This window comes from Streptomyces sp. NPDC060205 (genome assembly GCF_042728395.1).
In the GTDB taxonomy this organism is placed as follows: domain Bacteria; phylum Actinomycetota; class Actinomycetes; order Streptomycetales; family Streptomycetaceae; genus Streptomyces.
On sequence record NZ_JBHWZP010000004.1, the window covers coordinates 42,506 to 56,509 of the forward strand.

A 14,004-nucleotide genomic window follows, 5' to 3' on the forward strand; every position below is an offset into this window, starting at 1 on the left:
CTCCGTGCAGAGCCGGCTGGCAGGTGCCCTGAGGACTCGCCGCTACGGGACCTTGTCCCGACGAGGGAACATCCACTCCGGGCGGTCTCGAAGACCAGGCGCCACACGCACCACCAGCCCGCCCTCCTCCGGCCCGGCGGCCCCGAAACTCCGTTGCCCGGCCGGTCCGCGGGTGGTGGAGTGGCGGGATGGATCACACGGCGGTACTGGCACTGTTCGACCGGGACATGCGTGAGAACGCGCGCCCCTTCGGCCCCGGCTCCGTCGTGGAGCGCGTGGGCGGGGTGGTCCGGCACGTGGGATCGGAGCGGGGCTGGAACGGAGTGCTCTGGTCGGACCTCACGGAGGCCGACGCGGACGCGGCCATCACCGAGCAGCGCCGCCACTTCGCACAGCTCGGCCGCGAGTTCGAGTGGAAGCTGTACGGGCACGACCGGCCGCGGGACCTGGGGCAGCGCCTGCTGGCCGCCGGGTTCACCCCCGAACCGGCGGAGACCCTGATGATCATCGAGGCCGGGGAACTGGATCTCGACGCCGAACCACCGCCGGGCGTCGCACTGCGGACCGTCACCGACGCCGCCGGGGTCGACCTCATGGTCGACGTCCACGAGCAGGCCTTCGGCACACCCGGCACCGCGCTGCGCCACCAGCTGCTCGCCCTGCTCGACGAGGCCCCGGACACCGTCGTAGCGGTCGTGGCCCTCGCCGGTGAGGTCCCGGTCAGCTCGGCCCGGATGGAACTCGTCCCCGGCACGCGGTTCGCGGGCCTGTGGGGCGGCGGCACCGTCGAGGCCTGGCGGGGCCGCGGCATCTACCGTGCGCTGATCGTGCACCGCGCCCGGATCGCCGCCGAGCGCGGCTACCCCTACCTCCAGGTCGACGCCTCCGACCAGAGCCGCCCCATTCTCCAGCGGCTGGGTTTCGCCCCGCTCACCACGACCGTCCCGTACGTCCACGCGGCGCCGTGACCCCACGCCAGGAGCCGTGAACGCGCGGTAAAGGGGACCGGACGGCGTGCGGACCGCCGTCGCGGTCCGTACCAGCGGTCCGTACCAGCGGTCCGCACCCGTGGTCCGGATCCGTGGCCGCTTCCGTGAGCGCTTCCGTCAGCGGCGGCGCGCCTTCGAGCGGTCCAGCGCCGCGACGCCGATCGCCGCGAGACCGATCTGAATCAGCCACTCGATCCAGTCCACCCCGTCGGTGTCGCCCACGTCGAACACGTTCGCGAGCACCGTGCCGATGAGCGCGGCCACGATGCCCACCGCGATCGTCCACAGGATGCCGATGCGCTGACGGCCCGGAACCACGAGCCGCCCCAGCACGCCGATGACAATGCCGATCACGATGGCACTGATGATGCCCGAGATCTCCATTGCAGCCCCTCTTCGCCCCTGTTCGTCGTACTCCTTACATAGAGGGATGCCCCCTGGAACCGAGTGCAGTCCGAGTCGTTGCCCATCTGGCCGGCCCGTCCGCCGATGAGCCGAACCTCCGTATGTCCCCCGTGCGCGGGCGGCCGGGCGCGGGCGTTCAAGGAGTGCTGGTGAGACTCCATGTCCGCAACGCGATCTCGCGTCCGCGGGACATCCGTAGGACGGGCTCGTCGTCGGTGAGGACGAATCCGGCGCGCAGGGCGACGGCCGCACTCGCCGTGTTGGCCTCCTCGATGCACAGCACCACGCGGCGGGCGCCCGTGTGCTCCAGGGCGTAGGAGGAGAGCAGCCGGACGGCCCGGGAGGCCAGGCCCCGACCGCGGTGGGCGGCGGCGACGCCGTACGCGATCTCGGCGTCCCGCTCGTCGGCCTTGCTGGGGAACAGCAGTACCTCGCCCCGTGGCAGACCACCGTCCGTGGTGATCGCGAGCTGCAGCTTGCGTCCCTGCGCCCGGGCCTCCTGCGCCTCGGCGAGATAGACCAGCGCGGCGGGCGGGTCGAACGGTGAGGCCACCGGCGTCCAGCGGGCGATCTCGGGGTCGTCGTACAGTGCGATCAGCGCGTCCAGGTCGTCCTCGGACCATTCGCGCAGGTGAACTCCCTCCCCTTCAAGGAGCAGTTGCGAGGGGGCGTCGAGTGTCAGCGGACTGTCCATGGGGTGATCCTGCCCCGCGCACGGGCCGGCCGCCAAGGGCGCGTGGCTCACGCCCGTTTCGCCTTGGTGTGCCCGGTCGTGCGAGGTGCGGGTCGCGAGCGGCCGCGCGGGGTACCCCGCGCCACGGCCCGGGCGCGCGGCGCTCGCGCGCACCGGCTCGGGCGGGAAGGAGCACGGGCGCAGACGGTCGAGCGCCGGGTTGCCCAGGTGTGCGTCGGCGAAGTCGACCACGACCGGCGGCCCGATGCGGGCACGCCGGTCCAGTACGCCGGAGAAGTTCCGGGACGCGCTCACCGACGCCGATCCGACCGCCGCCCATGGTCCCCGGGCACTGATCGCAGACGCGGCGAGGGGCGTGAGTCGAAAGTCGTGAGTCGAAAGTCGTGCGTCAGCCGGTCCGCGGCGCCGGGCGCGCGGACCGGCCGACCGTCCTCGTCCGTCCCGTCCTCTAGGTCTGCGGTGAGCTCTTCGCCGCGGCGGTCGCGCACAGGACCCCCATCACCACGGCCAGCACGCCGATGACGATGTTGTTGAGCACCACACCCGCGTCGGGGCTGCTCCCCACGATCCAGGGCGCGACGATCATCCACACACCCATGGCACACATGGCCCAGCTCAGGCCGTACATCCGTGCGGGGTTGACGGTGAATCCCAGAGCCAGCAGGCCGATGGCGATGCCCATGATGAGGTTGTGCGTCACCATGGCCGGCTGGCTCGTCGTGTAGTGGAGGATCCACGGGGAAGCGGCGCAGTACAGACCGAGCAGGAACACCGGTCCGTCCACGAGCGCCACATCGCGACCACCGAGCATGCGGGCGTAGCGATCCCGCATCTCGGGCACATCGGGGTGACGGGTGATGTCACCTCTGGTGTTCGAGACGTTGGCCATGACTCGACTCCTTTGTCTCCGCTGCCTCTGCGGGCCCTGTCGCGGCCGCGCGGTCCGCGGTGGACGCCGCTTGCGTCCAGTCTGCGCTTATTCGTCCCTTATGTGTAGAGGTGCGGGGATATATCTGCAGGCTGCCCGGCGGCAGATATATCCGCAGGCCAACGGGCCAATCCATGGCGGCCGCAGCTCCGGAATACCCACGACGGCTCCGAGTGGAGACGGCTGGGAGGAAGCACGATGGCAGCAGCGGCACAGGACGCCACGGCGGGGGACGGGGAGGACATACCGGGGCGGACCCACCGTACGGCCGTCGTCGGCTCGGGCGTCGCCGGGCTCACCGCCGCGTACATCCTCGGACGTACGCGCCGGGTGTCCCTGTACGAGGCGGACGAGCGGCTCGGCGGACACGCCCACACCCATGAGCTGACCTCGTCGGACGGCCGGGTGCACCGGGTCGACTCCGGCTTCATCGTGCACAACCGCCGCACCTACCCGAACCTGCTCCGGCTCTTCTCCGAACTCGGCGTCACCACGCAGGAGTCGGAGATGAGCATGTCCGTACGCTGCGACGGCTGCGGTCTCGAATACGCGGGCGCGCTCGGTCCCGCGGGACTCTTCGCCCAGCCCCGCAACGCCCTGCGCGGCCCGTACCTGCGCATGCTCGCCGAGGTGCCGCGCTTCCACCGGGCCGCGCGGCGGCTGCTCGCCCGGGCAGCCGCGGACGAGGACGCCGGGGGAGAGGGCGACACCCTCACCCTGGGCGAGTTCCTGGCCCGGCACCGCTTCTCGGCCTACTTCGTCGCGCACTTCATGACGCCCGTGGTGTCCGCGGTGTGGTCCTGCGACGCCGAGACGGCCCAGCGTTATCCGGCCGCCTATCTGTTCCGGTTCCTGGCGAACCACGGACTGCTGTCCATCGGCGGCTCGCCGGCCTGGCGCACCGTGACCGGCGGCTCGCGCGCATACGTCGACCGGGTCGCCAAGCACATCGACGCGGTGCACACCTCGACCCCGGTCCGCGCGGTCCGCCGGTACGCCGACCGGGTCGAGATCACCGCCGAGGGCGGCACCACCGGCACGTACGACTCGGTGGTGCTGGCCGTCCATCCCGACCAGGCCCTGCGTCTGCTGGCCGACCCCACCGACGAGGAGCGGGAGGTGCTCGGCGCGTTCCGCTACTCCCGCAACACCACCCTCCTGCACACCGACACCTCACCGCTGCCGCGCGCCCGTGGGGCGCGCGCATCGTGGAACTACCTGATGCCGTCGTGCGCCGCGGGCGCCGACCGGGTCAGGGTCAGCTACGACATGAGTCGGCTCCAGCGCCTCGACGCACCGGAGACGTACGTCGTCACCCTGGGCGGTCTCGACCGCGTCGACCCGGACCAGGTCCTCGCCCGCATGGTGTACGAACACCCCGTCTACACCCCCGAGTCGGTGGCCGCCCAGCGGCGGCTGCCCGCGCTGAACACCGCCGTCACCGCGTACGCCGGCGCCTATCACGGCTGGGGTTTCCACGAGGACGGCTGCCGCTCCGGCGTGACGGCGGCCGAGGCGCTGGGGGTGACCTGGTGACCCCCACACCCGCCCCGCGCCCCGGAACCGGCACACCCGCCCCGCACCCCGACGCCGGCACACCCGCCCCGCGGACCGGCATATCCGCCGCCCGCCCGGGCACGGTCACGCCCGCCCTCTACCCGTGCACGGTGACCCACGTCCGCACGGCCCCGACCCGGTACTCCATGCGCCACCGCACCTATCTGTGGCTCATCGACCCCGACCGGCCGCCCGAACTGCCGTGGTATCTGCGTCCGTTGGCCAGGTTCGACACCCGCGACCACTTCGGCGGCGGTGCGGCGACGATCCGCGCGGGCCTGGACCGCTTCCTCGCCTCGCGCGGCGTCCACCTCGACGGCGGGCCCGTGCTGATGCTCGCCCACGCCCGCGTACTGGGGTACGTCTTCAACCCGCTCAGCCTCTACTGGTGCCACGACCCCCAGGGCGAACTGCACTGTGTCGTCGCCGAGGTCCACAACACCTACGGGGAGCGGCACAGCTATCTGCTGACCCCGGACGAGGCCGGCGTGGCGCGCACCGACAAGGAGTTCTACGTCTCGCCGTTCTTCCCCGTCGACGGCGCCTACCGCATGCGCCTGCCCGCGCCGGGCGACCGCCTCGACCTGAACGTGCGGCTGGAGCGCGAGGGCGGCCGGCCGTTCACCGCGACCGTCCACGGCGCCCGCCGCCCCGTCACCCGGGGCGCGCTGGTGCGCGAGGCCCTGCGCCACCCGTGGTCCACCGCGGCCGTCTCGGCCGCCATCCGTATCCACGGCATACGTCTTTTCCTGCGGGGACTGCCCGTCCAGCCCCGCCCCCGTCATCGATCCCAGGAGAGTGCCGAATGAGGACAGCAGAGCCCGGCTCCATCGCCGGACGGCGTATGGACGTGAACCCCGAGCTCTGGCCGGACGTGGTCGACCGGCCGGACGCCTCGCGCGCCCGGACCGCTCTCACCCGGGCCCTGGTGAGCCGGGCGCTCGAACGCCTGCCGCTGCGCGTACGGTTCCCCGACGGTACCCAGCTGGGCCTGGGCGGACCGCTCGTCGAGATCCACGACCCGGAAGCGTTCCACCGCCGTGTCGGCACCCAGGGACTGATCGGCTTCGGCGAGTCCTACATGGCGGGGGAGTGGGACGCGCCGGACCTGGTCGCCGCCCTCACCGTGCTCGCCGGCAGCCTGGCGGAGCTGATTCCGGCGCCGCTCCAGAAACTGCGCGGACTGTGGGCCCCCAAGCAGCCGGGCGCCCAGCGCAACACACCCGGCGGCGCCCGCGACAACATCAGCCGCCACTACGACCTGTCCAACGAGCTGTTCGCGCTCTTCCTGGACGACACCCTCAGCTACTCGGCGGCCCTCTTCCGGGGCTTCCCCGCCACCTGGCCGCTCCTGGCCACGGCACAGCACCGCAAGATCGACCGGCTGCTCGACCTGGCCGAGGTCGGCGAGGGCACCCGGCTCCTTGAGATCGGCACCGGCTGGGGCGAACTGGCCCTGCGCGCCGCCGCCCGCGGCGCCCACGTCACGTCCCTCACCCTCTCCAGCGAACAGCGCGACCTGGCCCGCGAGCGCATCCGCGAGGCCGGGCACGCCGACCGGGTGTCGGTCGAGCTGTGCGACTACCGCGAGGCCACGGGGACGTACGACGCCGTGCTGAGCGTCGAGATGATCGAGGCGGTCGGCGTCGAGTTCTGGCCCGTCTACTTCCGTACGATCGACGCCCGGCTGGCCCCCGGCGGACGCGCCGCACTGCAGGCCATCACCATGCCGCACGAGCGGATGCTGGCCGCCCGGCACACCTTCACCTGGATCCAGAAGTACATCTTCCCCGGCGGCCAGGTGCCCTCCGTCGAGGCCGTGGAGGAGACCGTCCGCGACCACACGCAGCTGGCCGTCACACGGCGCGACGCGCACGGCGCGCACTACGCGGAGACCCTCCGCCTGTGGCGCGAACGCTTCACCGAACGCGCCGACGAGGTCGACGCCCTCGGCTTCGACGAGACCTTCCGCCGGATGTGGACCTTCTACCTGTCGTACTCGGAAGCGGGATTCCGCTCCGGCTACCTCGACGTCCAGCACTTCCTGTTCACGAAGGAGAACCCGTCCCGATGAGTACCGCCCGCCCCGCCCGACCCGGGGCCGCCCACCGGCTCGCCGCGCTGGCCGAGGACGCGCTCGGCGGCCGTCTCCCGGTCCGGCTGCGCGCCTGGGACGGCAGCGAGACCGGCCCCGCCGGAGCCCCCGTAATCGTCGTACGTTCCCGGCGCGCCCTGCGCAGACTGTTGTGGCAGCCCGGCGAACTGGGCCTCGCCCAGGCCTACGTCACCGGCGAACTCGACGTCGAGGGCGACCTCGCCCAGGGGCTGCGGCTCATGTGGGCAGCCGCACGCGAACGGGGCGCGGACGCTCCCCGGTTCACCCCGGCCGACCTGGTCAGGGCGGCCGGGACCGCCGTGCGGCTGGGAGCCGTCGGCCCGCGCCCCGCCACCCCCGCCTCCCAGGCACGCCTGCGGGGCGGACTGCACAGCAAGGCCCGCGACCGGGCCGCCATCAGCCACCACTACGACCTGTCGAACGACTTCTACCGGCTGCTCCTCGACGAGACCATGGCGTACTCGTGCGGCTACTGGACCAGCGATGATCCCGAGTTCACGGACGCCGACGCGCAGCGGGCCAAGCTGGAACTGATCTGCCGCAAACTCGATCTCGTCCCGGGCGCCCGGCTGCTCGACATCGGCTGCGGCTGGGGCTCCCTCACCCTGTACGCGGCCGAGCAGCACAAGGCGCAGGTCACCGCCGTCACCCTGGCCCGCGAACAGGCCGCGTACATCCGCGAGCAGGTCCGCGAGCGCGGTCTGGAGCACCAGGTCGACGTGGTGTGCCAGGACTACCGCGACATCACGGGCGGCGCCTACGACGCGGTCGCCACGGTCGAGATGGGCGAGCACGTGGGGGACGCCGAGTACCCGGCGTTCGCCGCCGCCCTGCACCGCATGGTGCGACCGCGCGGCCGTGTCCTCGTCCAGCAGATGTCGCGCGGCAGCAACGCCCCGGGCGGCGGCGAGTTCATCGAGGCGTACATCGCGCCCGACATGCACATGAGACCCATGGGACAGACGGTCGGGCTGCTGGAGGACGCCGGGCTCGAAGTGCGGTCCGTGGAGTCGATGCGCGAGCACTACGTCCGCACGATCGAGGGCTGGCACCGCACGCTTGAGGACAACTGGGACGCGTTCGTCCGCCTCGTCGGCCGGGAGACCGCCCGTGTGTGGCGGCTGTACATGGTCGGCGCCGCCCTCGCGTTCGAGGAGGGGCGCATGGGGGTCGACCAGATCCTCAGCACCCGGCCCGCGCCGGGCGGGGACAGCGGAATGCCGCCCTCGCAACGCTCCTGGTACACGGCCCTGGAGGCACGATGAACGGGTTCCCCTGGGCGGCCTTCGCCCAGAACCTCGCCTTCGCGGCCGGCGCCGCGCTGACCGTCATGCTCGTCACCTTCGCCGTCGCCGTCCGCAAGGGCATGCACCGCGTGGTGGACGTGGCCTGGGGGCTCGGCTTCACCGCCGTCGCCCTCGTGTCGTTCCTCGCGTCCGGCGGTGAGGGGAACGACGGGCGACGCCTCCTGGTCACCGTACTGACCGCCGTGTGGGGGCTGCGCCTCGCCGGGCACATCGCGTGGCGCGGCCGGGGCCACGGCGAGGACCCGCGCTACGACGCGATGCTCGCCAAGGCACCCGGCAACCGCAATGTCTACGCGCTGCGCATGGTCTACCTGCTGCAGGGCGCCCTGGTCTGGCTGGTGTCGCTGCCGGTGCAGGCCGCGCAGTACGTGTCCGGCTCCCTGAGCGCGTTCGTGTGGGCCGGTGTCGCGCTGTGGGCGCTCGGGATGTTCTTCGAGACGGTCGGCGACTTCCAGCTCGCCCGCTTCAAGGCCGATCCCGCGAACCGGGGAAAGATCATGGACCGCGGTCTGTGGAGCTGGACCAGGCACCCCAACTACTTCGGTGACTTCTGTGTGTGGTGGGGCTTGTTCCTCCTGGCCTGCGACTCGGGCGTGGCCGCCGCGGTGACCGCGGTGTCCCCGCTCGTGATGAGTTTCCTGCTCATCAACGGCAGCGGGAAGCCGATGCTGGAGCGGCACATGTCCGAGCGTCCTGGATTCGCCGAGTACCAGGAGAGGACCAGCGGATTCTTCCCGCGACCGCCGAAGAAGCGCGGCTGATGTCCTCCTGATGCCTTCCAGAGGATCAGCCCACGACTGACTGTGCCGTTCCCTCCCCCGCCGGGGAAGGAACGGCACAGTCGGTTCGGGGGGTCAGGCGGGGAACGTCATCAGGGCGATGGGGTCCGAGGTCGGTGCGGCCGAGCCGCCGGCCGGTTCGACGGTGATGCCCATCCCGGACGCCTTGTCCACGGCCCCCTCCAGGAGGACCGCCTCGGCCGTCCGGTGGGAGTCCATCAGCCCGGCGGAGCGCATGGTGCCCCCGTCGTTGAACCACAGCTGATAGACCTTGCCGCTCGGCGGGGCCGCCATGCCCGAGGCGATGAAGACCGCCTCGTCACGGCTCTTGGAGACCACGACCGTGCCGCGGGCCCCGTCCGCGAGTTCGGCGCTGCTCGTCCTCGCGTCGGAGGCGGTCAGCACGGACGCGATCGCGTCCGTACGCCGCTCCGACTGCCGTGCCTGCTCGTTCGCGTCCTGCGCCCGGTCGTACTGCCACACGGTCGTGCCGCCGAACGCGGCCACCCCGGCCACACAGGCGGCGAGCGCCCACCGGGAGAGCCGGCGGGCCCGGCCACCGCCCGGGGGCCGGGTCAGGGGCACGACGCGCGGGCTGTCCTGGCGGACCGTCGTGATCCGCCGCATGACCTTGCTCTTGAGAGCGGCGGACGAGGAGGCGGAGACCGCCAGACCGAGCCGGGCCGCGGTCTCACTCAGTTCGAGGGCCTCCTGCGTGCAGGCCTCGCAGTCCGCGGCGTGCCGTTCGAACTCGCCACGCTCCTCGTCCGAGAGCGCGTGCAGTGCGTACGCGCCCGTCAGGGTGTGCAGGTCGACCGTGCTCATGCGGTCACCCCCAGGCAGTCGCGCATCCGGATCAGGCCGTCGCGCAGCCGGGTCTTGACCGTGCCGAGCGGCAGTGCCAGCGACTCGGCGACCTCGCGGTACGTCATGCCGCGGTAGTACGCGAGCGTCACCGACTGACGCTGCAGTTCCGTCAGTGTGCGCAGACAGCGGCGCACCTGTTCGCGTTCCAGCCGGGCTTCCACCTGTTCCGTCACCTCGTCGTACTCGGGAGCGTGGTCGAGCAGGGCCGCCCTGTGCTCACGTGCGGCGGAGGCCTCGACCGAGCGGACCCGGTCGACGGCACGCTGATGGGCGAGGGTGAGCACCCAGTTGATCACCGAACCGCGTTCGCTCCGGTAGCGGGCGGCGGACCGCCACACCTCCACCAGTACTTCCTGGGCCACTTCCTCCGACTGCGCCTGATCGCGCAGCACGCCGCGCACGACGCCGATGACGGGACCCGCCACGACGTCGTAGAGCCCGGCGAAGGCCTGCTGGTCACCGAGGGCGACACTGCCCATCAGCTCCTGCAGATCCGGTTCGGCCGAGGGGTTCTTGCCGATGTGCACGGCTTCTTTCACGAGAGGGTTCCTCCGGGGGGCGAGCTTCGTACGGCTGGAATCCGTTGCCGGGGGACCGGCGGATTGGTCGGCGGTGGATCTCTCTGTCCGCCCGTCCGCCGGGACGCGTCGGCCGAAGCCCGAGTCCGGGGCGCCGTCATCGGTCTGGGACGGGGCCCCGGACTGCTGGGCCGCTCCGGCGGGCCGAACGCCGAGGCGGCCTCTCCTCCCGGGACAGCCGACTGCCCCGGGAGGAGGGTCCGAAGGAGCGGAGCCACGGCTGTCCGTGTCGGCGGCCCGAGGTGCCGGGTCGTGCCGCCCCTTGTCCTCAGTTCTTCCGGCGGTGCGTGGCAGACGGATGCGCCGGAGGGACGTCGGTCCGTTCCGAAGCGAAAGAGGCATGCATCGAAAGGGAAACGACACGAAGTGAAGCGCAGTTGGTCCGTTTTGTGGTGGCACAGAAAAACATGCATCGTTTTTGCGTCGAACTGGATCACAAGAGGCGTGTACCCGTTCGATCCCCGTCGTGTCAGCCGCTCGCCTCGCGGCGCAGTCCGTGCTTCAGCTGGTGCAGTCCACGGCGGGCATGGCTCTTGACGGTCCCCAGCGGCAGACCGGTGCGCCGGGCGATCTGGGTCTGGGTCAGGTCCTCGTAGAAGGCGAGACGCAGGACCCGCTGCTGGGAGGTGGGCAGTTTCGCCATCTCCCGTCCCACCAGCACCCGGTCGAGCACGGCCTCGGGCCGCGCCGCCACCGGATCGGCGAGCGCCAGGACGGCCCCCGCCGAGGCGACCAGCTCGGCGCGGCGCGTCCGGGCCGCGAGCGCGTCGGCGATCTTGCGCTTGGTGATGCCGACGATCCAGCCGGCGATCGCGCCGCGCTCGGGCCGGTAGCCGTGGCGCCCGCGCCACATGCCCAGGAACACCTGCTGGGTGACGTCCTCGGCCTCCCTGTCGTCGCCCAGCGCCCGCCGCGCGAGCGTGTGCACCAGGGGCGACCACCTGTCATGGGCGGCGGCGAGACAGGCCTCGTCGCCGCGCACCAGGCCCTGCGCCACCTCTTCGTCGGTGAGCGGTTCCTCCAGCAGCACCCGCCGGGGCGCGGACAGCTGCGCGGGCATCGGTTGTCCGGTCATGGCTCACGGCTCCTCGCCTCGGACGTCGGCGTCCCGGCCGCGGGGCGGCCCGGTGCGGTCATCCTGGGAGCGAACGGGCGAAGGCTTCAAACCGCGTCGATTCTGCGTCGTATAGTCGCTCCATGGATGAACCGACCGGCGAGCCGGGTCCCCCGGAGCCCGATGAGACGGAGACCGCGGCGGGCGGTACGGGGATGACGACCGGGGGCCTCGCCCGCCGGCTCGGGGTGTCGCCCACCACGCTGCGCTCGTGGGACCGCCGGTACGGACTGGGTCCCGCGGTCCGCGCCGACGGACGGCACCGCCGCTGGACACCCCAGGACGTGGCCGTGCTTGAGGCGATGTGCCGGCTCACCTCGGCCGGAGTGCCACCCGCCGAGGCGGCACGCGCCGCCCGGGAGGCAGCCGCCGGAGCGGTGGTCCACGAGCGCCGGGCGGCCCCGGAGGCGCAGGGCCTGCCGCACTCGGCCGCGTCCCCGCCCCTCTCCTCGGCGGAGTCCCTCACCGCCTCCTCGGCGGCGTTCCTCACCGACGACCTGCGGTCCGGCAGCGGCCGGCGCTCGCAGGCGGCGGCCGGCCTGCCCCTCGGCGATGTGCGCCAGGAGTGCCGCGGACTGGCCAGGGCGGCCGTCCGTCTCGACGCCCCGGCCGTGGACGGCCAGCTGACCTCGGCCGTCCAGCGGTACGGTCTCGCCGTCGCCTGGGAGGAGGTGATGGTGCCGACCCTGCACGCCGTCGGCCGCAAATGGGCGTCGTCCGGCGACCGCTACGTCGAGGTCGAACACATGCTGTCCTGGCACATCTCCACCGTGCTCCGCCGGGTCACGCCGGTGGCGCGCACCGCCGTACCGGACGGCGCGCCGGGGCCCGTGGTCCTCGCCTGCGTACCCGGTGAACAGCACACCCTGCCCCTGGAGGCGCTCAACGCCGGGCTCACCGAACACGGCCTGCCCACCAGGATGTTCGGCGCCGCGGTGCCGGCGGAGGCACTCACCGCGGCGGTACGGCGTCTCGGGCCCGCGGCCGTCGTCCTGTGGGCCCAGGCCCGTTCGACGGCGAGCCTGCCCCTGGCCCGGCACCTCGCCGCCACGCAGTGGGGTGTGCGCGGGGCCCGCAGCCATCCGATGGTCGTGCTCGGCGGCCCGGGCTGGGCGGGCAGGTCCGCCCAGGGCATGCTGCGCCCGCCGGGCCTGAACGAGGCCCTGACCGTCCTCAAGGCCCGCTTCGAGAGCGGCACGCCGGTGGGCTGACACGCCGCTGCGCCGACACGCCGGTGGGCCGGCGGCCGTCCCTGTCACGACCGCTCAGTCGCGCCCGCGCGCGTGCTTGAAGCGCGCCAGCGCGTCGGGGAGGTCGACGATCGGCTCCGGGTAGTCGTAGGCGGCCCGTTCGGGCCCCTTGAGCTTCCACGGCTCGTGCACGGCCGCTCCGGTGAGCCCTTCGAGTTCGGGCACCCAGCGTCGTACGTACGCGCCCTCGGGGTCGTAGCGCTTGCCCTGGACGACCGGGTTGAGGACCCGGTTGGGGCGGCTGTCGGTGCCCGTTCCCGCCACCCACTGCCAGTTGAGCTGGTTGTTGGCGATGTCGCCGTCGACGAGAAGGCCGAGGAAGTGGTCGGCGCCCACCCGCCAGTCGACGTACAGCGTCTTGGCGAGGAAGCTCGCGGTCAGCAGGCGTCCGCGGTTGTGCATCCAGCCCTCGTGCCGCAGTTGCCGCATGGCCGCGTCGACGACGGGGTAGCCGGTCCGCCCGTCCTTCCAGTCCTCGATCTCCTGCGCGGCCGAGTCGGGTGACCGCCACAGGTCGTTGCGGGTGCGGAGGTCCTTGGTGGAGGAGGCGGGTCGCGCGGCGAGCACCTGGTGGTGGAAGTCCCGCCACGCGAGCTGCCGTACGAACGCGTCGGCGCCCGGACCGCCTGCTCTACGGGCCCGGTGGGCGACCTCCACGGCGGACAGCGTGCCGAAGTGGAGGTGGGGGGAGAGCCGCGAGGTGGCGTCCCCGGCGAGATCGTCGTGGCCGTCCACGTACGAGTGAATCCCGCTTCTGAGCCAGGCCGTGAGCCGCTTCCTGCCCTCCCGCTCGCCGCCCGTGGCGAGCCCCGGCGACAGGCCGGACAGCTCTCCGCGAGCCGGCAGCTGATCCGAACCGACCTCCTGCGGTACGCGCACCGCGCGCGGCGCGCCGAGCACCTGACGCTGGTGGTAGCGCTCCCAGTGCCTGAAGTACGGGGTGAACACGGCGAAGTGGTCCGAGGAGGCCGGGGTGACCGCGCCCGGTGCCAGCGCGGTGACCACCTCGTCGTGGACGTGCAGCCGGCGTCCGTCGCTCTCCAGCGCGGCGCGCAGCCTCTCCTCGCGCCGGTGGGCGTGGGCGGAGACCCCGGCCGCCATGTGCACCTCGTCGGCGTCCGTCTCGGTGACCACCTTGCACACCTCGTCGACGAGATCGCCCGAGCGGTACACGAGCCGGCCGCCGCGCTCGCGCAGCCCCGCGTCCAGGTCCCGCAGACAGTCGGCGAGGAACGCCAGCCGGTTGGGGGCGGCGAAACCTGCCCGGTCGACGGCCCGGTCCCGCACGAAGAGGGGCACCACCGCGCGCGAGCCGTCGAGCGCCGCGCGCAGCGGCGGATGGTCGTGCAGTCGCAGGTCGGAGGTGAACAGGACGACCGAGACGTTCATGACGGGACTCCGGAACTCCGGGACGGGACGG

Annotated in this window: 14 protein-coding genes; 7 read left to right on the top strand and 7 right to left on the bottom strand. The window is 72.5% G+C overall.

The window, feature by feature from the left end; translation table 11 throughout:
• Positions 1 to 188: 188 nt before the first annotated feature.
• Positions 189 to 968 (top strand): GNAT family N-acetyltransferase, encoded by a 780-nt coding sequence (locus tag ACFWGJ_RS01255; protein ID WP_387320149.1) that lies wholly within the window; start codon positions 189 to 191, stop codon positions 966 to 968.
• Between the two features lie 138 nt (positions 969 to 1,106).
• Here the strand turns inward: ACFWGJ_RS01255 and ACFWGJ_RS01260 are convergent, their stop codons facing one another.
• The 3 genes from ACFWGJ_RS01260 to ACFWGJ_RS01270 all read right to left on the bottom strand — a co-directional run bounded on the left by ACFWGJ_RS01260 (position 1,107) and on the right by ACFWGJ_RS01270 (position 2,977).
• The gene (locus ACFWGJ_RS01260) at positions 1,107 to 1,373 is read right to left on the bottom strand and encodes a GlsB/YeaQ/YmgE family stress response membrane protein (RefSeq protein ID WP_387320150.1); all 267 of its coding nucleotides are present in this window, start codon (positions 1,371 to 1,373) and stop codon (positions 1,107 to 1,109) included.
• Positions 1,374 to 1,530: 157 nt separating this feature from the next.
• A complete protein-coding gene (locus ACFWGJ_RS01265) occupies positions 1,531 to 2,382 on the bottom strand; it encodes a GNAT family N-acetyltransferase (RefSeq protein ID WP_387320151.1) in 852 nt (283 codons plus the stop codon).
• A 154-nt stretch (positions 2,383 to 2,536) separates the two neighbouring features.
• Positions 2,537 to 2,977, bottom strand: coding sequence for an SPW repeat protein (locus ACFWGJ_RS01270; protein ID WP_387320152.1), 441 nt, complete (start codon positions 2,975 to 2,977; stop codon positions 2,537 to 2,539).
• A 237-nt stretch (positions 2,978 to 3,214) separates the two neighbouring features.
• Between ACFWGJ_RS01270 and ACFWGJ_RS01275 the strand changes: the two genes are divergently transcribed.
• From ACFWGJ_RS01275 to ACFWGJ_RS01295, 5 genes are all read left to right on the top strand, one after another.
• Entirely contained in the window at positions 3,215 to 4,552 is a 1,338-nt protein-coding gene (locus ACFWGJ_RS01275; protein ID WP_387320153.1) for an NAD(P)/FAD-dependent oxidoreductase, read from the top strand.
• A 167-nt stretch (positions 4,553 to 4,719) separates the two neighbouring features.
• On the top strand, positions 4,720 to 5,382 hold the full coding sequence (locus tag ACFWGJ_RS01280; RefSeq protein WP_387320181.1) for a DUF1365 domain-containing protein: 663 nt from the start codon (positions 4,720 to 4,722) through the stop codon (positions 5,380 to 5,382).
• The gene (locus ACFWGJ_RS01285; RefSeq protein WP_387320154.1) at positions 5,379 to 6,647 is read left to right on the top strand and encodes a class I SAM-dependent methyltransferase; all 1,269 of its coding nucleotides are present in this window, start codon (positions 5,379 to 5,381) and stop codon (positions 6,645 to 6,647) included. The genes ACFWGJ_RS01280 and ACFWGJ_RS01285 overlap by 4 nt, the downstream gene beginning before the upstream one ends.
• A complete protein-coding gene (locus tag ACFWGJ_RS01290) occupies positions 6,644 to 7,954 on the top strand; it encodes a class I SAM-dependent methyltransferase (RefSeq protein WP_387320155.1) in 1,311 nt (436 codons plus the stop codon). Before ACFWGJ_RS01285 ends, ACFWGJ_RS01290 begins: the two co-directional genes overlap by 4 nt.
• On the top strand, positions 7,951 to 8,757 hold the full coding sequence (locus ACFWGJ_RS01295) for a DUF1295 domain-containing protein (RefSeq protein WP_387320157.1): 807 nt from the start codon (positions 7,951 to 7,953) through the stop codon (positions 8,755 to 8,757). Before ACFWGJ_RS01290 ends, ACFWGJ_RS01295 begins: the two co-directional genes overlap by 4 nt.
• Before the next feature lie 93 nt (positions 8,758 to 8,850).
• Here ACFWGJ_RS01295 and ACFWGJ_RS01300 read toward each other — a convergent pair whose 3' ends face one another.
• The 3 genes from ACFWGJ_RS01300 to ACFWGJ_RS01310 form a co-directional block, all read right to left on the bottom strand.
• The gene (locus tag ACFWGJ_RS01300) at positions 8,851 to 9,600 is read right to left on the bottom strand and encodes an anti-sigma factor domain-containing protein (protein ID WP_387320158.1); all 750 of its coding nucleotides are present in this window, start codon (positions 9,598 to 9,600) and stop codon (positions 8,851 to 8,853) included.
• Positions 9,597 to 10,181 (bottom strand): sigma-70 family RNA polymerase sigma factor, encoded by a 585-nt coding sequence (locus ACFWGJ_RS01305; RefSeq protein WP_107019045.1) that lies wholly within the window; start codon positions 10,179 to 10,181, stop codon positions 9,597 to 9,599. The genes ACFWGJ_RS01300 and ACFWGJ_RS01305 overlap by 4 nt, the downstream gene beginning before the upstream one ends.
• A gap of 508 nt (positions 10,182 to 10,689) precedes the next feature.
• Positions 10,690 to 11,295, bottom strand: a complete 606-nt coding sequence (locus ACFWGJ_RS01310) for a sigma-70 family RNA polymerase sigma factor (protein ID WP_387320160.1) — start codon at positions 11,293 to 11,295, stop codon at positions 10,690 to 10,692.
• Positions 11,296 to 11,489: 194 nt separating this feature from the next.
• Here ACFWGJ_RS01310 and ACFWGJ_RS01315 point away from each other — a divergent pair, with 194 nt between their 5' ends.
• Positions 11,490 to 12,545: a MerR family transcriptional regulator gene (locus ACFWGJ_RS01315; protein ID WP_387320182.1), complete on the top strand. Its 1,056-nt coding sequence runs from the start codon at positions 11,490 to 11,492 to the stop codon at positions 12,543 to 12,545.
• Positions 12,546 to 12,599: 54 nt separating this feature from the next.
• Here ACFWGJ_RS01315 and ACFWGJ_RS01320 read toward each other — a convergent pair whose 3' ends face one another.
• Complete coding sequence (locus ACFWGJ_RS01320; protein WP_387320161.1) at positions 12,600 to 13,973, bottom strand: cryptochrome/photolyase family protein; 1,374 nt, start codon at positions 13,971 to 13,973, stop codon at positions 12,600 to 12,602.
• Positions 13,974 to 14,004 lie beyond the last annotated feature (31 nt).